General features: G+C 60.3%; 22 protein-coding genes. 14 read left to right on the forward strand and 8 right to left on the reverse strand.

Annotated features, from left to right (window positions below):
- The first annotated feature begins 60 nt into the window (after positions 1-60).
- The 3 genes from G5221_RS19885 (at position 61) to G5221_RS19895 (ending at position 1,723) form a co-directional block, all read left to right on the forward strand.
- On the forward strand, positions 61-1,041 hold the full coding sequence (locus G5221_RS19885; protein ID WP_421263769.1) for an MDR family oxidoreductase: 981 nt from the start codon (positions 61-63) through the stop codon (positions 1,039-1,041).
- 74 nt (positions 1,042-1,115) lie between these two features.
- A complete protein-coding gene (locus G5221_RS19890) occupies positions 1,116-1,253 on the forward strand; it encodes a hypothetical protein (protein ID WP_216952376.1) in 138 nt (45 codons plus the stop codon).
- Positions 1,254-1,390: 137 nt separating this feature from the next.
- A complete protein-coding gene (locus G5221_RS19895) occupies positions 1,391-1,723 on the forward strand; it encodes a DUF2799 domain-containing protein (RefSeq protein WP_216952374.1) in 333 nt (110 codons plus the stop codon).
- Positions 1,724-1,741: 18 nt separating this feature from the next.
- On the opposite strand, the gene G5221_RS19900 is transcribed toward G5221_RS19895, so the two are convergent.
- A complete protein-coding gene (locus tag G5221_RS19900; RefSeq protein WP_216952372.1) occupies positions 1,742-1,906 on the reverse strand; it encodes a hypothetical protein in 165 nt (54 codons plus the stop codon).
- A gap of 112 nt (positions 1,907-2,018) precedes the next feature.
- Entirely contained in the window at positions 2,019-2,459 is a 441-nt protein-coding gene (locus G5221_RS19905; protein WP_216952370.1) for a flagellar basal body-associated FliL family protein, read from the reverse strand.
- Positions 2,460-2,604: 145 nt separating this feature from the next.
- Between G5221_RS19905 and G5221_RS19910 the strand changes: the two genes are divergently transcribed.
- Entirely contained in the window at positions 2,605-3,141 is a 537-nt protein-coding gene (locus G5221_RS19910) for a chorismate--pyruvate lyase family protein (protein ID WP_005339534.1), read from the forward strand.
- The gene (gene ubiA / locus G5221_RS19915) at positions 3,138-4,007 is read left to right on the forward strand and encodes a 4-hydroxybenzoate octaprenyltransferase (RefSeq protein ID WP_005339536.1); all 870 of its coding nucleotides are present in this window, start codon (positions 3,138-3,140) and stop codon (positions 4,005-4,007) included. The genes G5221_RS19910 and ubiA overlap by 4 nt, the downstream gene beginning before the upstream one ends.
- 69 nt (positions 4,008-4,076) lie before the next feature.
- On the opposite strand, the gene plsB is transcribed toward ubiA, so the two are convergent.
- A complete protein-coding gene (gene plsB, locus G5221_RS19920; protein WP_058057057.1) occupies positions 4,077-6,500 on the reverse strand; it encodes a glycerol-3-phosphate 1-O-acyltransferase PlsB in 2,424 nt (807 codons plus the stop codon).
- A gap of 204 nt (positions 6,501-6,704) precedes the next feature.
- Here plsB and lexA point away from each other — a divergent pair, with 204 nt between their 5' ends.
- From lexA to dinF, 4 genes are all read left to right on the forward strand, one after another.
- Positions 6,705-7,328, forward strand: a complete 624-nt coding sequence (gene lexA / locus G5221_RS19925) for a transcriptional repressor LexA (protein ID WP_005339540.1) — start codon at positions 6,705-6,707, stop codon at positions 7,326-7,328.
- A 483-nt stretch (positions 7,329-7,811) separates the two neighbouring features.
- Positions 7,812-8,027 (forward strand): hypothetical protein, encoded by a 216-nt coding sequence (locus G5221_RS19930; RefSeq protein ID WP_019446524.1) that lies wholly within the window; start codon positions 7,812-7,814, stop codon positions 8,025-8,027.
- Between the two features lie 210 nt (positions 8,028-8,237).
- Positions 8,238-8,864: an SCO family protein gene (locus G5221_RS19935; RefSeq protein WP_421263770.1), complete on the forward strand. Its 627-nt coding sequence runs from the start codon at positions 8,238-8,240 to the stop codon at positions 8,862-8,864.
- Between the two features lie 2 nt (positions 8,865-8,866).
- Positions 8,867-10,228, forward strand: coding sequence for an MATE family efflux transporter DinF (gene dinF, locus G5221_RS19940; protein WP_421263771.1), 1,362 nt, complete (start codon positions 8,867-8,869; stop codon positions 10,226-10,228).
- 13 nt (positions 10,229-10,241) lie between these two features.
- Here the strand turns inward: dinF and trmL are convergent, their stop codons facing one another.
- The 3 genes from trmL to G5221_RS19955 form a co-directional block, all read right to left on the reverse strand.
- On the reverse strand, positions 10,242-10,706 hold the full coding sequence (trmL, locus tag G5221_RS19945) for a tRNA (uridine(34)/cytosine(34)/5-carboxymethylaminomethyluridine(34)-2'-O)-methyltransferase TrmL (protein WP_421263772.1): 465 nt from the start codon (positions 10,704-10,706) through the stop codon (positions 10,242-10,244).
- A 74-nt stretch (positions 10,707-10,780) separates the two neighbouring features.
- Complete coding sequence (locus G5221_RS19950; RefSeq protein WP_421263773.1) at positions 10,781-12,151, reverse strand: ATP-binding protein; 1,371 nt, start codon at positions 12,149-12,151, stop codon at positions 10,781-10,783.
- On the reverse strand, positions 12,133-12,828 hold the full coding sequence (locus G5221_RS19955) for a response regulator (RefSeq protein ID WP_227341731.1): 696 nt from the start codon (positions 12,826-12,828) through the stop codon (positions 12,133-12,135). The genes G5221_RS19950 and G5221_RS19955 overlap by 19 nt, the downstream gene beginning before the upstream one ends.
- Before the next feature lie 85 nt (positions 12,829-12,913).
- Between G5221_RS19955 and G5221_RS19960 the strand changes: the two genes are divergently transcribed.
- From G5221_RS19960 to G5221_RS19975, 4 genes are all read left to right on the forward strand, one after another.
- Positions 12,914-13,825: a cation diffusion facilitator family transporter gene (locus tag G5221_RS19960; RefSeq protein WP_216952360.1), complete on the forward strand. Its 912-nt coding sequence runs from the start codon at positions 12,914-12,916 to the stop codon at positions 13,823-13,825.
- An 8-nt stretch (positions 13,826-13,833) separates the two neighbouring features.
- Positions 13,834-14,613, forward strand: a complete 780-nt coding sequence (gene cysE, locus G5221_RS19965) for a serine O-acetyltransferase (RefSeq protein ID WP_005339552.1) — start codon at positions 13,834-13,836, stop codon at positions 14,611-14,613.
- 20 nt (positions 14,614-14,633) lie between these two features.
- Complete coding sequence (locus G5221_RS19970) at positions 14,634-15,914, forward strand: hypothetical protein (RefSeq protein WP_421263774.1); 1,281 nt, start codon at positions 14,634-14,636, stop codon at positions 15,912-15,914.
- Between the two features lie 246 nt (positions 15,915-16,160).
- A complete protein-coding gene (locus G5221_RS19975) occupies positions 16,161-16,370 on the forward strand; it encodes a cell division protein ZapB (RefSeq protein WP_005339554.1) in 210 nt (69 codons plus the stop codon).
- Positions 16,371-16,442: 72 nt separating this feature from the next.
- Here the strand turns inward: G5221_RS19975 and elbB are convergent, their stop codons facing one another.
- A complete protein-coding gene (gene elbB, locus G5221_RS19980) occupies positions 16,443-17,093 on the reverse strand; it encodes an isoprenoid biosynthesis glyoxalase ElbB (protein ID WP_216952358.1) in 651 nt (216 codons plus the stop codon).
- A gap of 400 nt (positions 17,094-17,493) precedes the next feature.
- Here elbB and polA point away from each other — a divergent pair, with 400 nt between their 5' ends.
- On the forward strand, positions 17,494-20,259 hold the full coding sequence (gene polA / locus G5221_RS19985; protein WP_421263775.1) for a DNA polymerase I: 2,766 nt from the start codon (positions 17,494-17,496) through the stop codon (positions 20,257-20,259).
- Between the two features lie 88 nt (positions 20,260-20,347).
- Here the strand turns inward: polA and G5221_RS19990 are convergent, their stop codons facing one another.
- A complete protein-coding gene (locus tag G5221_RS19990) occupies positions 20,348-20,887 on the reverse strand; it encodes a gamma carbonic anhydrase family protein (protein WP_421263776.1) in 540 nt (179 codons plus the stop codon).
- Positions 20,888-21,140: the final 253 nt, after the last annotated feature.

Below are 21,140 nucleotides of genomic sequence, written 5' to 3' on the forward strand. Positions count from 1 at the left end.
AACTGCAAAAGTGCCAAAGCAGCTAACCGTTCCGTTTCAATCCCCATCAAAGAGGCAACCATGTTCAAGGCTCTGTTACTGGAAAACCAAGACGGCAAGACTGTTCCGACTCTGACCCGGCTGGCCGAGAGCCAGTTGCCGGAAGGTGAAGTGCGGGTAGCGGTCGCTTACAGCTCCATCAACTACAAGGACGGGCTGGCCATCACCGGCAAGGGCAAGATAGTGCGCCAGTGGCCGCTGGTGCCCGGCATCGACTTCGCCGGTACCGTGCTCGAATCTGCCGACAGCCGCTATCAGACCGGCGACAAGGTGGTGCTGACCGGTTGGGGCGTGGGCGAAGGGCACTGGGGCGGCATGGCCGAACAGGCTCGGGTCAAGGGGGACTGGCTGGTGCCGTTGCCCGCCGGGCTGGATGAGCGCCAGGCCATGTGCATCGGTACCGCCGGGCTCACCGCCATGCTCTGCGTGCTGGCGCTGGAAGAGGCGGGCATTACTCCCGAAAGCGGCGAGGTGCTGGTCACCGGTGCGGCAGGCGGTGTGGGGGCCACCTCGGTCGCCCTGCTGGCGGCCCTTGGCTATCAGGTGGCGGCGCTGACCGGTCGTCCCGAAGAGCAGGGCGCCATGCTGACTGCGCTGGGTGCCAGCCGCATCGTGCCGCGCAGCGAGCTGCAGGTGCCTGCCAAACCGCTGGAGAAGCAGCTTTGGGCCGGTGCCATCGATACCGTCGGCAGTCAGGTGCTGGCCAAGCTGCTGGCCCAGATGAACTATGGCGGCGCTGTGGCAGCTTGTGGGCTGGCGGGCGGTTTCGATCTGCCGACCAGTGTGATGCCCTTTATCCTGCGTAATGTGCGGTTGCAGGGGGTCGATTCGGTGATGTGCCCGTTTGAACGTCGTCAACTGGCGTGGCAGCGACTGGCACGAGATCTTCCCGCCAGCTTCTTTGCTCAGGCGGTCACCGAGATTGGGCTGGAGCAGGTAGTGGAGGCCGCCGAGGCCATCACGCAAGGCCAGATCGCAGGTCGCACTCTGGTCAAACTTTGAACTCTCTCTGACTGGCGAGCCCGACAATTCCGGATAAAATTGGAGTGCGGGTGAACTATCCAAGGAGAGTGAAGATGGGTGGACACAAGCCGGATTACGACTCCTCTGATGATGATTGGGAGCCGGATTCCTGGGAAGAAGAGCTGGATCAGTGGGAAGAAGAAGGCTGGCAGGACGATGATCCCTTCGATGACCCCTTCAACAACCCGTGATCCATAGCATTGAATGAACAGGCGGGCATTGTGCCCGCCTGATTTTTTTGGTGCGCTCACAGGGTGGATGCAAGTTGCTTGTGGTCATCCCCTGGCTGGTCAAGAATGAACAGCTCAAACGACACTCAAGGATGACTATGCGACTTTCCATCATATTGCTGGCGGCCCTGCTGGGGGGCTGTGTCTCCAACGATGACCCTTGCGAGAAGGTGTGGAGCGAAGTGGGGGAGGCTGACGGCAAGCTGGGCTTCACCACCGAACGGGTTGAGTTCCATCAGGGCCAGTGTGGCAAGAAGGTGGATACCGAACTGTGGAAGCAGGGACATCAGAAGGGATTGGCATGGTATTGCCGCCCCGAGCATCTCTATCTGGCTGGCCGCTCAGGCGAGGAGTATCGCGGTGTCTGCCCGAACGATACCCAGGCGCGCAGATTGTTCGAGCAGGGACGACAGGGTTGGACCGATCAATAGTGCACTGACCGTGAGGGGTTACTCCTCTTTCAAGCGGAGTGGCAGGCAGAGGTAACCCTTGTCATTGGCGCTGCGGGCGCACTTGCCGCAGACGAATTTCGGCTTGCGAACAATTTTGCGCAACGCTTTGAGATCCGTTGGGATCTCGTGGCGACGCCACTCACACAGGGTCTTGCTGCCCATAACGACTACCTCTAAGACTCGACGGCCGTATTGTAATCGATTTTCATTTCGAGTGAATCGGTAAAGCTCGCTTATTGGCCGTTATGCCAATAAGCGATTGTTTCGGGAGGGATTACTGGTAGAGGAACTTGGTGAAGATAAGCTCGCGCACCGCTTTCTTGCCGGTCTCTTTGACCAGCAGTTCGTTGACCTTGGTTTCGCACTCCTTGCGCAACTCTTCACGGCTGACCAGGGATTTGATCTGCTCGGCGCTCTTGCTGCCCATCAAACGAATGATGGTATCTCGGATCAGCGGGTCATGCTGCTCCAGCAGCTTGAGGTCGGCTTCGTTTTCCGCCATTAGCTCCACCGTGACTCGGACATAACCGAGGGTTTTGCCGTTGCTCAGGTAGTTGGTGATGATGTCGGGGTCGAGCGCGTGGTAGGAAAAGCCCGGCTTGGCGGCTGCGGCTGCTTCTTCTCCCTCTGCGGGCGGCTCTTCTTCGGATGAGGCTTGTACATGCAGCGCACCACAGCTCAGTAACAACACCAGCAGAATTTTGAAGATCTTCATATAGATGGCTCATCAGCAAGAGATAACCCATTTTTGATGTTGCCATCGGGGTCGTCAAGCACGGATGTTCTTACATTTCGCTATTGATTTACGGATAATAAACCGGATTTTAACCTGAACACGGAAATCTCTGGATGGTGAAGCTGTGAAGTCCGAGTTGACTGTTCCCCTCACGCCGTTAAGCGGGTGGCTGGCCCCCGAATGTTGCGAATTGCCCGCCAGCTTGCGCCCCTGGCTGCTGGAGCCCGGCTCCATGACCCGGCGGCTGCGTCAGCACAATCGCCACTTTTCGGTGGAGTGGCTGGGCAATCACCCGGTCGCCCTTACTGCCGATGAGCAGTGGCTGGTGGATTCGGCCTCGCCGGCCGGTACCTGCCGCGAGGTGATCCTGCACGGGGATCGTGGGCCCGCCGTGCTGGGCTGGACCCTGTTTGCCGATGACGCACTGCAAGGGAGCGGCATTGCCGAGCTTGGCGAGCAGCCGCTGGGTGAGCGGGTATTTGGCCATGAGCCTGCCCGCCGCGATCACCTGCAGCTGGCCCGTTTCGATATTGCCGCCAATCCCCGTTGCCCGGCCGCCACTGTCTGGGGGCGTCGTTCCCGTCTGTTTCTGGGGCAGTGGCCACTGCTGGTGCACGAGCTGTTTCTGCCCTCTCTCGTCTGCGACAAGGAGCTGGAGTGAATCTGTTAACCAAGGAGCGGGGACTTGCCTATATGCAGTTGGCCCGCGTCGACAAACCCATAGGTACTCTGCTGCTGCTGTGGCCAACCCTGTGGGCGCTCTGGCTGGCCGCTGGTGGCCTGCCCAATCTCTGGGTGCTGACCGTGTTTGTGGTCGGCGTCTTTCTGATGCGCTCGGCAGGGTGCGTGATCAACGACTATGCGGATCGCAACTTCGACGGCCATGTCAAACGCACCGCTGGTCGCCCCTTGCCCACGGGCAGAGTCAAACCGTGGGAGGTGCTGGCGCTCTTCTTCGTGCTGGCGCTTATCTCGTTTGGTCTGGTGCTGACCATGAATCCGCTCACCATCGGTCTGTCGTTTGTCGCCCTGCTGCTGGCGGTGAGCTACCCCTTCATGAAGCGTTTTATCTCGAATCCCCAGCTGGTGCTCGGGATGGCCTTCTCCTGGTCGATCCCGATGGCCTATGCGGCGCAGGCGGATGCCCTGCCGCTGGTGGCCTGGTTGCTCTTTTTCGCCAATCTGCTCTGGACGGTGGCTTACGACACCCAGTACGCCATGGTGGATCGGGATGACGACCTCAAGATCGGCCTCAAATCCAGCGCCATCCTGTTTGGTCGTTACGACAAACGGATCATCGGCGCATTGCAACTCTCGACTCTGCTGCTGTTGCTGGCGGTCGGGCAGCTGATGACGCTGGGGGGCTGGTATTACTGGGGATTGCTGGGGGCGGCGGTGCTGTTTGTCTATCAGCAGCGGCTCATTCGCGAGCGGCAGCGGGAAGCCTGTTTCCAGGCGTTTCTCAACAACAACTATGTGGGGGCGCTGGTGTTTGCCGGTCTGGTGCTCGATTACCTGCTGGCGTGACATGTTCCCGCGCAGACTCCGATAAAAATGAAGGCCGCATCATGCGGCCTTCTTTGTTTGCGTTGCAGATCAGAGCTGATTGCCTGCCTGAATGGTGCGGCGGATCTTGTTGCTCAGCAGCGGCACTATGTTGTCGGCCAGCGCCTGGAAGCGGCCGAGATCCGGCTTGCACTCGGGAGAGAGGTAGCCCTCCTTGCGCAGTGTGTGGATCAGGGTGCTGAACAGCTTCTGGTCGAAGAACTCGGGGGCGTTGATGCCGTGCAGGGTGCCGAGGCGCTCTGCCATCATCAGGCCGTCCGCCTCCAGCTGCTCCGCCTCGATATGGGGCTGGGCCAGCACCCGGGTCAGCACGATGGCGTAGCGTTGCAGGGTCTCCTGAATGCTCTCCGCCAGCAGCAACAGACGCATCTGGTTGGCCGGATTGACCCAGTAGCCGTCATCGCGGGTCTCGATCAGTTGCTGGGTCTGCAGGGCGTCTAGCAGGCTGTCAACCAGCGCCGGCAGATCCTCCTCTTCATAACGCAGGAACAGCTCGGTCTTGAGCAGCGGATAGATGTCGATGCAGCGGGCCATGATCTCGCTGCGGGAGATCCCCTCGCACCGTTCGATCAATGCCGCCACCAGAGAGGGCATGGCAAACAGGTGGAGGATGTTGTTGCGGTAGTAGGTCAGCAGGATCGCCTGATAGCGGTCGAGACTGATGATCTGCCCCAACTTGTCCTCGCTCACCTCGAACTTGTTGAGCTCCATCGCCTGATCCAGCAGGGTCTTGGCATCCTCATCCGGAATGGTGCTCTGCGGGCTGTAGGGCACCGCCTTGAGCAGATCCAGATAGGTGTTGAGCTGGGCCTGCAACTCGTCGCGGGTCAGGGCGTGGCGCTCGGCGGCCAGCAGCGCCAGCGCGCTCAGGGTCAGGCCGTTGACCGCAGCAGCGCCGTTGATGCGGGTCATCAGCAGTTCGGCCAGATTGTTGACGGTGCCCGCCATCCACTCCGGACGCTCCTCTTCCCCGATGTGCTTTTTCCAGTCGGGGATGTGTTCGCTCAGGTAGCTGTTGAGGGTCAGCGGCTCGCCGAAGTTGACGAAACCACGGCCGTAGTTGCGCAGCTTGCGCAGGATACCGAGCACCTGCAGGAAGCTCTCTTTCTCCTTGCGACTCCCCTTGAGCTCGTTGTGGTAGGTGTTCACCTCCATCACGTGCTCGTAACCCAGATAGACCGGCACCAGAGTGACCGGCCTGTCCAGCCCGCGCATCATTGCCTGCAGGGTCATCGCCAGCATGCCGGTCTTGGGCGGCAGCAGACGGCCGGTACGGGAGCGACCGCCTTCGGTGAAGAACTCTACCGAGTAACCCTTGGCAAACAGCAGGTTGAGGTATTCCCGGAATACCGTGCTGTAGAGCGGGTTGCCCTTGAAGGTGCGGCGAATGAAGAAGGCGCCGCCGTGGCGGAAGATGGGGCCCGCCGGCCAGAAGTTGAGGTTGATGCCTGCCGCGATATGGGGCGGCACCATCCCCTGGTGGTAGATGACGTAGGAGAGCAGCAGGTAGTCCATGTGGCTGCGGTGGCAGGGAACGTAGACGATCTCGTGCCCTTCCTGCGCCAGCTGGCGTACCTTCTCGGCGCCATTGACCGACAAACCGCGGTAGAGCTTGTTCCACAGCCAGCCGAGGAAGCTCTCACCCAGGCGGATCAGCCGGTAGGAGAAGTTGGAGGCGATCTCGTCCATGTAGCCATGGGCACGCTTTTGCGCCTTCTCGAGGCTGATCCCTTCGCGCTGAGCCTCCTCTTCAATCGCCTGCTGGATCACCGCGGAGTCGAGCAACTGCTTGAACAGCAGGTTGCGGTTCGGCAGTTTCGGGCCGGTGGCGGCCAGCTGCTGGCGGCTGAAGTGGGTACGGGCCACTCGCGCCAGCTTGTGGGCGATCGCCTCGTCGGTGCCGTGCTTGTCGGCCATGTAGCGCAGGGAGAGGGGCGGCGAGAAGCGCACCAGATTCTCGCGACCCTTGAGGATCACGATAAGCGCCTTCTTCAGCCGGTTCGGTGCCAGGCTGCTGATGATGTTGAGGCCGGAGGCCTCCTCGCCTTCCCGACCCGGAGCGCGGCCCCAGAACAGGGTGACGGGCACCACCTGGATATCCAGCTCGGGATCCTGCTTGTGCAGATCCAGCAGCTGGTGGAACTCCTGCAGGAAGGGGAGCGGTTTGCTGCGTTTGCCAAACAGGGGAGGCGGACGGTCCAGACAGACATAGCGCGGCAGCAGCTGGCCGTTCAGTTCCAGCGGCGTGAAGGGGCCGGGCAGACCGAGATCCTCGCAGCACTGCTGCAGGGTCATCAGGTCGGTGATCGAACTGGTTTTCAGGGCATAGACGATGGGTCTGGCCGGATCCAGATTGAGTTCTGTGATGGGATTTTCCGGCAGGCTCTTGTGATTGACCAAGCCGCTGACCGGCCATTGCAAGATGGCTCTGGAAATCTTCTGTCCTAGGGACATGTGCGTCTGCTCTCCAAAAAAATGCGGCGTGAGCATAGCAAATCGACAGCCCCTTGTCGCCGAGAGGTACGATGAGTCGGCTGCGCAGGATCAAAACAGCAGTAAATGAGGGGTTGGTTGCGACAAATGTCAGCTGCGCCTTGCCTTGGCCACTGCACTGTATATACTGCCAGTGTGCTGTATAAAAAGACAGGTGCCAATTCTATGAAACCCCTTACCCCCCGCCAGGCCGAAGTGCTGGAGCTGATCAAGGTGAACATGAGCGAGACCGGCATGCCGCCGACTCGTGCCGAGATTGCCCAGAAGCTTGGTTTCAAGTCGGCCAATGCGGCCGAAGAACATCTGAAGGCCCTGGCCAAAAAAGGGGTCATCGAGATCATGCCGGGCACGTCCCGCGGCATTCGCCTGTTGCTCGAAGAGGAAGAAGTGCTGGAAGAGAGCGGCCTGCCGCTCATCGGCAAGGTAGCTGCCGGTGAACCTATCCTGGCTCAGGAGCATATCGAGAGCCACTATCAGGTGGATCCCGCCCTGTTCCACCCGCGCGCAGATTTTCTGCTGCGGGTACAGGGGATGAGCATGAAGAACATCGGCATTCTGGATGGCGATCTGCTGGCGGTGCACAAGACCCAGGAGGTGCGCAACGGTCAGGTAGTGGTCGCCCGTCTCGATGAGGATGTCACCGTCAAGCGCTTCCAGCGCAAGGGCAGTCAGGTATGGCTGCTGCCGGAAAATGAAGAGCTCTCCCCCATCGAGGTGGATCTCTCTTGCCAGCAGCTCACCATCGAGGGACTGGCTGTCGGGGTGATCCGCAACGCTGACTGGATGTAATCCTCCCCGCCAACTGCGTTTGCCACACGGCCTCCTTCGGGAGGCCGTGCTGTTTCTGGCGCACTTTCCCTGTCATATCAAACAGATCATCGGCGGCGGCATTTTTGTCCTGCGCGACCGGCTACCAATCATCCATTTCAGATATATGCTCAGATCAGTGCCCTGTCGCCGAGACAGTGCTTGGCACCTCCCTCTGACCATCGCAATGCGCAGGACGGGAGGGCCGGTAACAACGAGAATCGGGCAGTACACCTTCACGGGATATGAAGGGGGAGTGGGGAGATCCCGAGCCTTGTCAGGCAAAGGGGACCACTCGTAATGGTTGCAGATAGTCGTGACGGGCCTGTTCCCAGTTCAGGCCGACGAAGCAACATGACCTGTCGGTCAAGGAGGACTGGTATGGCATCAAGATCGCCATGGGATTCAGAGGCTGGGGCTGCGCCAGCGGAATCGTCAATCACCCGTTTCGTCAAAGGTAGCCGGATGACCTGGTTTTACGGTCTCTGGCTGCACCATCGTGGTTCGCACTGGACGCTCTGGCTGGGATGTCCGAAAGAGAAGGTGGTGCGTCTGGTATTGCTGTTCAAACGGGGTCACGGCGATCGCCAGGGGGAAGAGGGCTGGCTGGCCCCCGTGATTCCCATCGGCGTGCGGGCCATCGGCAAGATGTTGCAGCAGGGGCGTAACGCTCGCCCCTGAGCAGAAGATACCAACAAATCCACCCATAACCGGCACCCGAGGGGGCCGGTTTTTTTATGGATGAAATTGGCGATCAATCGTGCCAAATGGTCGACTCCCGAGAGGGTGCTGCACAAGGTTGACCCACCTTGGCGGTTCGCTGGGGTACAATGCCCCCCTCTTGTCCGGTCACTGCTGGCCATCTGTCTCGAACTGAAAGGGTCTCTTGTTATGATGAAGCTCCGCTATCCCCTGCTCTTTCTGCTGCTGACAGCCTGCCTGATCCTGGTGTTCTACGCCACGCAGCCAGAGCAGCCTGAACAGGCCGACTACTATCCGGCGGGGCGGGATATCAACGATTTCGCCTTTACCGATGCGGACAACCAGCCGTTCACTCCTGCCAACCTGAAGGGGCACTGGACCTTCCTGTTTGTCGGCTACACCTTCTGCCCCGATATCTGCCCCACCACCCTGGCAGATATGCGTTCCGTCTATGACCAGCTGAAGAAGATGGCGCCCGACAGTCAGGTGGTGTTTATCTCGGCGGATCCCCAGCGTGACGACATTCCACGCCTCAAGACCTATACCGCCTTCTTCAATCCCGAGTTCAAGGCGGCCACTGCCCCCCACGACAAGCTGTTCCCGTTCGTGCGCAATCTGGGGCTTATCTACTCCATCGCCAATCAGGGGGAGAAGGATTACCTGATCGATCACTCCGCCTCCATCGTGCTCATCAATCCCAAGGGCAAGCTGCTGGCGGTATTCCGCCCGCAGGTGGCGCCGGGTCAGGTGCCCAGGGTGCAGATGGCCACCATGCTCTCTGATTTCGCCCGCATCCTGAAGTTGGCAGGCCACTGAGCGTGACCCCAGCTGTTGCCCCCTGGTGGCGAGATCCCTCTCGCCACCGCGCCGTCTTTGCGCTCGCCCTGCCGATGGTTTTCTCCAATATCACCACCCCCCTGCTGGGGCTGGTGGACACCTGGGTGATCGGTCATCTCGGTCAGGCCTGGTTTCTGGGGGGCGTCTCGGTCGGTGCGACCCTGATCAACCTCATCTTCTGGTTGCTCGGCTTTTTGCGGATGTCGACCACCGGCCTGACGGCGCAGGCGCACGGCGCCGCCGACGGTCGTGCCCAGCTCGATACCCTGCTGCGGGCGCTGGGGCTGGCCATTACTCTTGGCCTGGCGCTGCTGTTGTTGCTCTTCCCCCTGTTGCCACGGCTGATCGCCCTGAGTGGCGGCTCGCCCGAGGTGCAGCTCTATGCGGGCCAATATGTGGCGGTGCGGATCTGGAGCGCCCCGGCGGCGCTCTGCAATCTGGTGGTCATGGGCTGGCTGTTGGGGATGCAGGATGCCCGCAGCCCCATGGTGATGTTGATCCTCACCAATCTGGTCAATATGGCGCTCGATGCCCTGTTTGTGCTGGGGCTCGGCTGGCAGGTGCGGGGTGTGGCGGCGGCCTCGGTCATGGCGGACTACTGTGCGCTGGCAGTTGGCATCTGGCTGGTACGCCGTCAACTGCGGCAACTGGCACCGACGGTGTGGCTAGATGGCTGGCAGCGCTGGCGGCAGCTTGCGCCCATGGTGCGGTTGCTCGGCCTCAACCGCGATATCCTCCTGCGCTCCCTCTGTTTGCAGCTCTGCTTCGCCTTCATGACTCTGCAAGGGGCACGACTGGGGGATGTGGCGGTGGCCGCCAATGCGGTGTTGCTCAACTTCCTGATGCTTATCTCCTACGGACTCGATGGTTTTGCCTATGCGGTGGAGGCCATGGTAGGACGAGCCATCGGTCAGCAGGATCGGCAGAAACTGCGGGAGGCCATCGTGCTCAATCTGGGCTGGGCCGCCCTCATTGCCAGTGGTTTTACCCTGCTGTTTGCCCTCTTCGGTGCCCACCTTATCGGCTATATCACCGACATTCCGGCCGTGGTGGCGGAGGCAAATCGTCAGCTTCCCTGGCTGATCGCCATGCCCTTGCTGGCAGTCTGGTGTTTCCTGCTGGATGGCGTATTTATCGGGGCGACCCGGGCCCGGGAGATGCGCAACAGCATGTTGCTGGCCGCGTTTGGCGGCTTCTTCCCGATCTGGTGGCTCTGTCAGTCGTGGGGTGTGGCCGCGTTATGGGCGGCGATGGCGGCGCTGATGGTGGGGCGCGGTCTGTCGCTGGGGGTCACTTGCTGGCGGCTGGAGCGCAGCGGGCGCCTGCTGGACGCCCGCCACTGATCATCTGTGGCGCTTACATGGCACCGTCGTAGCCGAGCTGGCGCCAGCTCTCGTAGACAAAGACAGACACCGCGTTGGAGAGGTTCATGCTGCGGCTCTGGGGCACCATAGGGATGCGTACCCGCTGCTCGAATGGCAGACTCTCGATGATCTCGATGGGCAGGCCGCGACTCTCCGGGCCAAACAGCAGGGCGTCGCCAAGGGCATATTGTGCTGCCGAGTGCGCGGTGCGGCCCTTGGTGGTGCAGGCAAACACCCGCTTGGGCGCCACGGCGGCCAGAAAGGCCTCATAGCTCGGCCAGCGCTTCACCTCGGCAAACTCGTGATAGTCGAGTCCCGCCCTCTTTACCCGCTTGTCATCCCACTCAAATCCCAGCGGCTCGATCAGATGGAGCCGGTAACCGGTATTGGCGCAAAGCCGGATGATATTGCCGGTGTTGGGCGGGATTTCCGGCTGGTAGAGGACGATATCGAGCATGACGAGCTCCTGCAAAGAGATGTAAAGCCAAGAAGGGGCGCCAGCATACCCAGCGCCCGTCCGGATGAAAAGGATCAGGCGATGGGCAGCTTGATCGTGATGGTCAGTCCGGTTGGATGATTGCTGCTGGCCGTAATGGTGCCGCCGTGACGCTGGATCGCCTCCGAGGCGATGGCCAGCCCCAGCCCGGTGCCGCCAGTCTTGGCGTTGCGGGCATCATCGACCCGGAAGAAGGGCTGGAACAGCAGCGCCTGCTGCTCGTCAGGCACCCCGGGGCCGTCATCCCGAATGGTCATCACCCACTCCAGTCCCTCCCGATACCACTCCACCTTGATGAACTCGCGGGCATATTTGAGGGCGTTGCGCAGGGGGTTCTCCACCGCCCGGGCCAACAGCTCGGGCCACATCTGGATCGACTCTGCGGGCAGCGGCGGCAGTCTGAGTTGTTTGCCGCTCTGATTCGCTTCGAACATGGCATCTTCGAGGATGGGTTCCAGCAGGTCGGCCAGCGGGTGTACCACCGGCGCCTCCACATGCTGCTGCACTCGCGACAGATCCAGCAGATCGCCGATCAGCTTGTCCAGCCGCCCGATCTCTGATTCGATCCGCGCCAGCTCGGCGCTGTCACCCTGCTTGCGGCGGATCAGCGCCTGCGCCAGTTGCATCCGGGTGAGGGGGCTGCGCAGCTCGTGGGAGATATCGGAAAGAAGCTGTTTCTGCTTCTGGATCATGCTCTTGAGCGTCTCCACCATGCGGCTGACGTTGTCCGCCAGCTGGCCAATCTCGTCGCCCCGTCCCAGGTTGGGGATCTGTACCTCCAGATTGCCAGCCGCCAGTTGGGAGACCGACTTCTGCAACTGCAGGATGGGGCGGGTCAGCCGCCAGGCGAGCAGCAGGCAGAGCGGGGTGCTGACCAGCATTGATATGCCCAGAATGCGGATCGGGTGATCCAGCACCTGTATGAACAGGAACAGGTAGGGGTTCTCGGCATTGAGGCCGAAATAGACGTGATAGCGATGGCCGCGGTGCTCCATCAGGAAGGGACCAGCGATCGCCTTGCGATCCTCGTTGCCCAGCATGGGTTTGGCCGGGTCATCGGCGTCCACCATAAAGCGCACCACAAACTTGCGCGGATGGGTGGTGGACTGGATCTGCCCCCTCTCGTCGCGCAGGTAGACATTGTCCACCGGGAGCATGGCGATCTTGTCCATCGTTTTGGCCAGATCGAAATCCTGATTCGGATCGGCAGCGTTGAGCAGGGCCTGCACATTTTTCTGCATTCGCACCGCCTCATGGGTCGGCAGCGGGATCTGGTTGCGAGGATCCAGAGTGGGCAGGCTGATCACGGCGGCCAGCATCACCAGCAGCATGAACCAGAACCAGAGGAAGATGTGGGTCGATATGCCGTTGAGGGAGCTGGTACTCTTTATTCTTGCTCTAGCCACAGGTAACCGCGCCCCCGTACGGTTTTGAAGCGGGGCTGGCCATCACTGCGGTCCGGCAGCTTCTTGCGCAGGTTGCTCAGGTGCATGTCGATGGCCCGATCGAAGGGCTCCAGCTTCTTGCCAAGCACCTGTTCGGAGAGGTGGCTCTTGCTGACAATCTGGCCGGGATTGCGCAGCAGGCACTCCAGCAGCCCGAATTCGGTGGCGGTCAGCTCCAGCAGTTGTACGCCGCAGCGGGCCTGCTGCAGGCCGGGTTGCAGCACGATATCCATGAAGTGCACTTCGTCGGAGGAGCTGCCACGCTGGGGCGGGGCACTCTGGGTACGGCGCAGGATGGCGCGAACCCGGGCCAGCAGCTCCCGATCGTCGAACGGCTTGGCCAGATAGTCGTCGGCACCCGCTTCCAGACCGTTAACCCGATCCTGGCTGTCGCCACGAGCGGTCAACATCAGCACCGGGGTTTCATGGGTCTTGCGCAGCTTGGTCAGCATGGCAAAGCCGTTGAGTTTGGGCATCATCACGTCCAGCAGCACCAGATCGAAGCTCTGCTCCGCCAGCCGTTGCAGCCCCTCTTCACCATCCTCGGCGACCGTGACCTGAAATCCCTCCAGGGTCAGAATTTCGGTGAGCAGCTGGGTCAATTCAAGATCGTCGTCGACCAGGAGTATTCTGTTCATCGGGTGTTATTCCGCAGATTTTCGCGCCAAACTGACGCCGGGGTCAGGGTATAATAAGTTTTTCATCGCCAGAGGAAAGCCGGTTTTGAGCCATCAACAATATTCCCGTTGGGTTACCTTTGCCAGCATGGCGGCCGTCACGACTGCCACCCTGCTCATCATCGGCAAACTGATCGCCTGGCTGATGACAGACTCGTCGACCCTGCTGGCGTCGCTCACCGACTCTTTTATGGATGTGAGTGCCTCCATCATCAACCTGCTGGCCATTCGCTATGCGCTGGCCCCCGCCGATGATGAACACCGCTTCGGTCACGGCAAGGCGGAGTCTCTGGCGGGGCTGATCCAGTCGGCCTTTATCTCCGGTTCCGCATTGCTGCTGGTGATGCACGGCATCTCCTCCCTGCTCAAACAGGCACCTATTGAACGGTTAGAGGCGGGTCTCTGGGTTAGTGGCGGTTCCATTGTGCTGACCCTTCTGCTGGTCAGTTTCCAGAGTTTCGTTATTCGCAAGACCAACAGCGTGGCCATCAAGGCGGACATGTTGCACTACCGCTCCGATCTGCTGCTCAACGCCGGTGTCTTGCTGGCGCTGGTGCTGGCGGGGCAGGGGTGGTACTGGGCTGACGGCCTGTTTGCCATCCTGATCGGGTTGTTCCTGTTGTGGGGGGCGGGACATATCGGCTACGAGTCGGTGCAGGCCCTGCTCGATCGTCAGTTGCCAGCGGAAGAACAAGCGAGAATAATGGCGCTCTGCTGTGCCGTAGAAGGTGTACACGGCGTACATGACCTGCGCACCCGTCAATCCGGGCCGACCCGATTCGTACAGTTGCATCTGGAACTGGATGATCAGATCCCCCTGGTCAAGGCCCATCAGATCGCCGATGAAGCCGAGCTGGCGGTACGCCAGGCATTCGAGCGGATGGATGTCATCATCCACATGGACCCCATCTCGGTGCTGACAAAAGAACAACAGAGCCCTCACCCAGAACAACAGTAGGCTGCAACATGGATGAACTGGTTGCCAAAACCTGGCACAAAATTCAGCAAGAAGCGGAGTGCATGGCGGCCCAGGAGCCGATGCTGGCCAGCTTCTTCCACTCCACCATTCTAAATCACAAGAATCTGCGTTCGGCCCTCAGCTTCCAGCTGGCCAACAAACTCGACAGCGCCACCATGCCCGCCATCGCTCTGCGCGAGGTGATCGAGCTGGCCCTGCGCAGCGAGCCCGAGTTGCTGACGGTAGTGGCGGCCGACATCTGCGCCGTGCAGGAGCGCGATCCTGCGGTCGATCTCTTCTCCACCCCGCTGCTTTACCTCAAGGGGTTCCATGCCCTGCAGGGCTATCGGGTCGCCAACTGGCTGTGGCGTCAGGGGCGCCGCTCGCTGGCCCTTTATCTGCAAAACCAGATCTCGGTGGTGTTCGGGGTGGATGTGCACCCGGCTGCCCGCATCGGCAAGGGGATCATGTTTGACCATGCCACCGGCATAGTGGTGGGCGAGACGGCGGTGATTGAAGATGATGTCTCCATCCTGCAGAGCGTGACCCTCGGTGGTACCGGCAAGGAGAGCGGCGATCGCCACCCCAAGATCCGCGAAGGGGTGATGATAGGGGCGGGCGCCAAGGTGCTCGGCAATATCGAAGTGGGCGTGGGTGCCAAAATTGGCGCGGGCAGCGTGGTGATCAACCCGGTGCCACCTCATACCACGGTTGCTGGCGTACCCGCCAAGATCGTCGGCCGTCCGGAGTGCGACAAGCCTTCACTGGATATGGATCAGTGTCTCTGATCTCCTGACCGGAGGCGTCGATGGCCAAACGCTGGTCGGGTTATCTGATTTTGGGGATGTGGCTGCTCAACCTGCTTCATCTCTATCTGGGTCTCTCCCCCTGGCCCGCGGCCATTGCAGCCTGGGGGGCGTCACTGCTCACCTGGCCCTGGCTGGTAGGGGCCGCCAGGCGGCAGGCGCTGGCCCTGTATAGTGCCGCCCTGCTGCTGTTGATCTTCTCCTGGTGGCAGGGCGCGACCCTCATTGCCGGTGACTGGCTGCTGCCCAATATCAATATGCTCACCATGTTTGCCGCGGTGAGCACCCTCAACCTTGCCACTTCCGGCTTGCTGACCGGCACCACCTCCTGGACCGGGCGCAAGGGGCTGTGGAGCACCATGGCCAGCCTCAATCTGCTGGGGGCGGTCATCAATCTCTCGGTGCTCTTTATCATCGGCGATCGGCTGGAGCGTAATGGCACCCTGGAGCGGCGTCAGGTGATGGTGCTGAGCCGGATTTTCTGTGCCGCCGCCTTCTGGTCACCCTTCTTTGTCGCCATGGCGGTGGCGCTCACCTATGCGCCGGGCTTGCAGCTCTCCCATATTTTGCCGTTCGGGATCCTCGCCGCCTTGCTGGCGATGGGACTGACCGCCTGGCAGGTGGAGCGGATCGGGGTGGCCGACTTTGCCGGTTATCCGCTGCGGTTGCAGACTCTGGGGCTGCCGGTCACGCTGGCGTTGCTGGTACTGCTCATCAAGCAGGTCTGGCCCCAGCTCGGCATTCTGGCGGTGATCGCGCTGGTGGCCCCGCTGCTGGCGCTGCTCTTTATGCCGAGGGTCGGGCGCAAGGCGGCCCTCAAGCGGCAGGTGGTGGAGCGCTTTCCCGCCATCGGCGGTCAGCTGGTGCTGTTTCTGGGGGCCGGTTTGCTGGCAGCAGGCATCAACAGTGCATTGTCGGTCATCGATTTCGGCTCCGGTCACGGTCTGCCGCTGTTCAACCACTTTGGCTGGCTTGAGGCATCCCTCACTCTGCTGCTGATCCTGCTGGTGGCCATCGTCGGGGTACATCCGCTCATCAGTATCTCCGGGCTGGCGCCGCTGCTCTGGCCGCTGGCGCCGGATCCCAGCCTGCTCGGCATGTGTTTCCTGCTGGGATGGGGGCTTGCCACCGGCACCAGTCCGCTCTCCGGATCCAATCTGGCGCTGGCCTCCCGCTACAACCTCAGTGCCGGGCTGATCCTGCGCTGGAACCTGCTCTACGGCCTGCTGATGTATGTCGTCGCCTGTCTGTTGCTGGGGGCTTATATCGCCTTGCATGGATAGCGACCGTGCCATCAGGATGGCATCAATGATGCGTTGGTAGCGGCGCTTTTTAGGTACGGTTTAGAGTGTTGTCGCGGCTCTGGCGCAGGATGCGAGAAAAATAGACGCATATTTAGACAATACATCTATGGAAGGCGCATTTTACAGCGCACTGGCTTGTTTGTGCCGATGCGCTCGGGGTATGCTGGCTTCACGCGCTTGAATCGCCCTCTGTGGGGCATCGCAATTGAACAAACAGGTATGCATATGTCACTAGAAGTCCTTGAGCAACTCGAATCCAAAGTACAATCCGCTGTCGACAACATCTCCCTGCTGAAGATGGAGCTGGACGAGCTGAAAGAGCAGAACAGCAAGCTGCAAGACGAGAACCATCAGCTGCGCAACGAGCACACTGCATGGCAGGAGCGTCTGCGTGCCCTGCTGGGCAAAATGGATCAGATGGGCGAAACCATCTAATTCATCGCCTTCAGGCAGAATTGAAAACGGGCCGCTCCATGAGCGGCCCGTCTGTTTTTGGCTGGGTGAGGATTATAGCGCCAGCAGCTGCTTGACTGTCTTCTCGATGCCGTCCGCCGCCTCGACAATATTGTTGGCCAGCATGTAGGCGGGGGTGGAGATCACCTTGCGCTCCTGATCCACTACGAACTCGTTGACCGGGCAGTTGAGATGGCTGCCACCCATCGCCTCGATGGCGTTGGCGGTACTCTCGTCATGGCCTATGGTCGCCAGCGTCCCGGCGCCATATATCAGCGGGATCATGGCGGGCGCGATGCAGATATACGCGGCCGGCTTGTTGGCTTTGGCAAAGCTCTGGCACGCTTTCAGCACATCGGGCTGGATCTGGCACTCGGCCCCCCGGATGGCGAAGTCGCACAGGTTCTTGGCTGCGCCAAAGCCGCCGGGCACCAGCAGCGCGTCGTAATCGGCCGCATCCAGCTCGGCCACATCCTTTATCTGGCCACGGCAGATGCGGGCCGCTTCGACCAGCACATTGCGGTTCTCTCCCTCGCTCACTTCACCGGTCAGGTGGTTGATGACATGGAGCTGCGCCACGTTCGGGGCGAAGCACTGGACGGCGGCTCCCTGACGGGCCAACGCCAGCAGGCTGATTACGGCCTCGTGGATTTCGGCCCCGTCAAAGACACCGCAGCCACTCAAAATCACGGCCACTTTTTTCATGGCAAACTCCTCGTTGTTGAAAATGTGAGCCAGGATGGATTGTTGTACTTTTGTATGGTTATCGCTCGCCCTCCGCTGGTCAAGTCATCTTGCTGTGCTAGGATTGTTTCGTTTTGGATCCTGCCGTACCTACTCCCTTAAATCTTTTTCCACATTGATCGAGATCATTCTAACTGTCTTGCGATCTGTTTTTACGATCTCAATTCATTGTTTTTAATGGCTTTTTATATTCTTATGCACAGTTTTATCACTGTGCACTCTGATGCGCCCCATTTTTGAACACAGAGTTATCCACAGATTGAGTCCCTTTATCAGGCGCTGTGTGCTGTTGCTGCGCCCCTTGGTGTGAGGGGGGCCCTGTGGCATCCTAGCGGCTGTTTATCTCTGGCAGGACGATTTCATGGCCCCTAGCAACCCCCTTATTCTGGTCGACGGCTCCTCTTATCTTTACCGCGCCTTCTTCGCCTCCCAGCAGGCCGATCTGCGCACATCGACCGGTTTGCCGAGCGGCGCCGTCCGTGTCATGGCCAACATGATGCGCAGCCTGCGCAAGCAATATCCTGACTGTCATGTGGCCGTGGTGTTTGATGCCAAGGGCAAGACCTTCCGCGACGACATCTATCCCGAGTACAAGGCGACCCGTGCCAGCATGCCGGACGATCTGCGCAGTCAGGTTGCCCCTATCCACCAGATGATCAAGGCGATGGGTTTCCCCTTCCTGATGGTGGAGGGGGTGGAGGCCGACGACGTGATCGGCACCCTGGCCCGCCAGGCGACCGAGAAGCAGCTGCCGGTACTGATCAGCACCGGTGACAAGGATATGGCACAGCTGGTCTCCGACCATGTCACCCTGATCGACACCATGAAAGATGTGAAGACCGATCGGGAAGGGGTGATCGAGAAGTTCGGCGTACCGCCCGAGCTCATCATCGACTATCTGGCCCTGATGGGTGACAAGGTCGACAACATCCCCGGCATGACCGGTGTCGGCGAGAAGACCGCACTGGCCCTGCTGCAGGGGATTGGCAGCATCGACGAGATTGCCGCCAATCTGGACAAGGTGGCCGCGCTCGGCTTTCGTGGCTCCAAGGCGTTCGCTGACAAGTTTCGCGAGCAGGAGGAGCAGGTTCGTCTCTCCTATCGACTGGCGACCATCAAGACCGATGTCGAGCTGGAACAGAGTCTGGAAGAGCTGTTGCTCAAGCCGGTCGACAAGGAGTCCCTGCTGGCGGTCTATCGCGAATACGAGCTGCGCAACCTGATCAAGGAGCTGGAATCCGGTGGTGAAGAGGGCAGCGAGAGCGCCGGACAGAACGAGGCTGGCGATGAGAGCGCCGCTCCGGTTGCCGCCATCGAAACCGACTACCGCTGCATTCTGGACGAAGCCGAGTTTGACGGCTGGCTGGAACAGCTGAAAGCGGCACCGCTGTTTGCCTTCGATACCGAAACCACCAGTCTCGACTATATGGAGGCGCGGATCGTCGGGGTCTCCTTCGCGGTTGAGCCGGGCAAGGCTGCTTATGTGCCGTTTGGCCATGACTATCTGGGGGCACCGGTACAGCTGAGCGAGGCCGTGGTGTTGGGCAAGCTCAAACCGCTGCTGGAAGATCCGACCCGTCTCAAGGTGGGGCAGAATCTCAAATACGATCGCAACGTGCTGCTCAACCACGACATCGACCTGCAAGGTATCGCCTACGACACCATGCTCGAATCCTATGTGCTCAACTCCACCGCCAGTCGCCACGACATGGATTCGCTGGCCAAGCGTTACCTCGGGGTTGAGACCACCTCCTTTGAAGATATTGCGGGCAAAGGGGTGAAACAGCTCACCTTCAACCAGATCGAGCTGGAGCAGGCCGCCCCCTATGCGGCGGAAGATGCCGATATCACCCTGCGTCTTCATCAGGCGCTGTGGGGTCAGCTGGAGGCCGTGCCGGGTCTCGCCAAGGTATTCAGCGAGATCGAACTGCCTCTGCTGCCAGTGCTGGCGCGGATGGAGTTGCTCGGCACCACTATCGATCCCAAGTTGCTGCACCAGCAGAGCCAGGAGATCGAGCTGCGCTTGGCGGAGCTGGAGAAGCAGGCCCATGAGCTGGCTGGACAGGAGTTCAACCTCTCCTCACCCAAGCAGCTTGGGGAGATCCTCTTCACCAAGCTGGGCCTACCGATCATCAAAAAGACGCCGAAGGGGGCACCGTCCACCGCAGAAGAGGTGCTGGCCGAGCTGGCGGAGACCTATGAGCTGCCGCAACTGCTGATGGAGCATCGTGGGCTGGCCAAGCTCAAGTCCACCTACACCGACAAGTTGCCGCTGATGATCAAGCCGCAGACCGGGCGGGTACATACCTCCTATCATCAGGCGGTAGCGGCTACGGGCCGTTTGTCATCATCTGATCCCAACCTGCAGAACATCCCGGTGCGCAACGAGCAGGGGCGCCGGATCCGTCAGGCCTTTATTCCGAGCGCCGGTTACAAGCTGGTGGCGGCGGACTACTCCCAGATCGAGCTGCGCATCATGGCGCACCTCTCCGGTGACAAGGGGTTGCTGACCGCCTTTGCCGAGGGCAAGGACATCCACAAGGCGACTGCCGCCGAGGTATTCAGTGTAGCGCTCGATGCGGTCACCACCGACATGCGCCGCAGCGCCAAGGCGATCAACTTCGGTCTTATCTACGGCATGAGTGCCTTCGGTTTGGCCAAGCAGCTGGGGATCGGTCGTGCCGAAGCGCAGAAGTACATGGATCTCTACTTCGAACGCTACCCGGGCGTGCTGGAGTATATGGAGCGTACCCGCCAGCAGGCGGAAGCCCAGGGTTATGTCGAGACCCTGTTTGGTCGTCGCCTCTATCTGCCGGATATCAAGTCCCGCAACGCCGGTCTGCGCAAGGCAGCCGAGCGGGCCGCCATCAACGCGCCTATGCAGGGCACGGCCGCCGATATCATCAAGCGCGCCATGATCAACGTGGACAGCTGGATTCGCGGTATCGAGGATGAGTCGATCCGCATGCTGATGCAGGTACACGATGAACTGGTGTTCGAGATCCGCGAAGAGAAGCTGGAGGAGTACATCGCCATCATCAAGGAGAAGATGTCGGCTGCTGCCGAACTGCATGTGCCGCTGCTGGTTGAAGCGGGTACCGGCGACAACTGGGATCAGGCCCACTGATTTCCGGTCAGCCGTTCTGCACGGCTATATATCTATATAAGAAGCGAAGCCCGGCATCATGCCGGGCTTCCTGTTTCTGCCAGCCCTATCAGGTCTCTTGCAGATACTCATCCTTGAGCAGCACATAATTGTCGGCCGAGGTCTTGAGGAAGGTGATCTCGGCGGGTTTGAGCGGACGAGCCTGTTTGACGGGATTCCCTATATATAGAAAGCCCGATTCGAGTCGCTTGCCCGGTGGCACCAGTGAACCTGCGCCGATCATCACATCATCTTCAACCACGACGCCATCAAGCAGAATGGCACCCATGCCGACCAGCACCCGGTTGCCTATGGTGCAGCCGTGCAGCATCGCCTTGTGACCGACCGTGACATCTTCACCGATCAGCAGTGGATAGCCGATTGGATTGCTGGCGCTCTTGCGAGTCAGGTGCAGCACAGTACCGTCCTGAATATTGCTGCGGGCGCCGATGCGGATATGGTTCACATCCCCCCGTGCCGCCACCATGGGCCAGATGCTGGCATCATCGGCCAGCTCGATATCGCCCACCAGGGTGGCACAGGGGTCTACATATACCCGTTTGCCCAATTGCGGGCGTTTTCCTTTGTAAGGTCTCAGTCGCAAGTCCATCTTGGCCTCCTTGTTTTCGGCCATTCTAGCAACCTGGAGGCGGTTTCTGTGGATAAGTGTGTATAAAAGCTGTGGTCGGAGATGAATAACTAAAAAAGTGCAGTTTTTTGCAATTTTATTGCCGATAAGGGGTTGCCAGAACGAATTCACTCCCTATAATGCGCCTCCATCGACAGGGCAAGCGGCAACGCAAACAACCGGGTCGGTAACCTCGAAAAGCCTTTGCAAATAAGGCTTGACTCGAGAAGGCGGT

The sequence above is a fragment of the Aeromonas sp. 602200 genome (genome assembly GCF_049173895.1).
GTDB classification, from domain to species: domain Bacteria; phylum Pseudomonadota; class Gammaproteobacteria; order Enterobacterales; family Aeromonadaceae; genus Aeromonas; species Aeromonas veronii_A.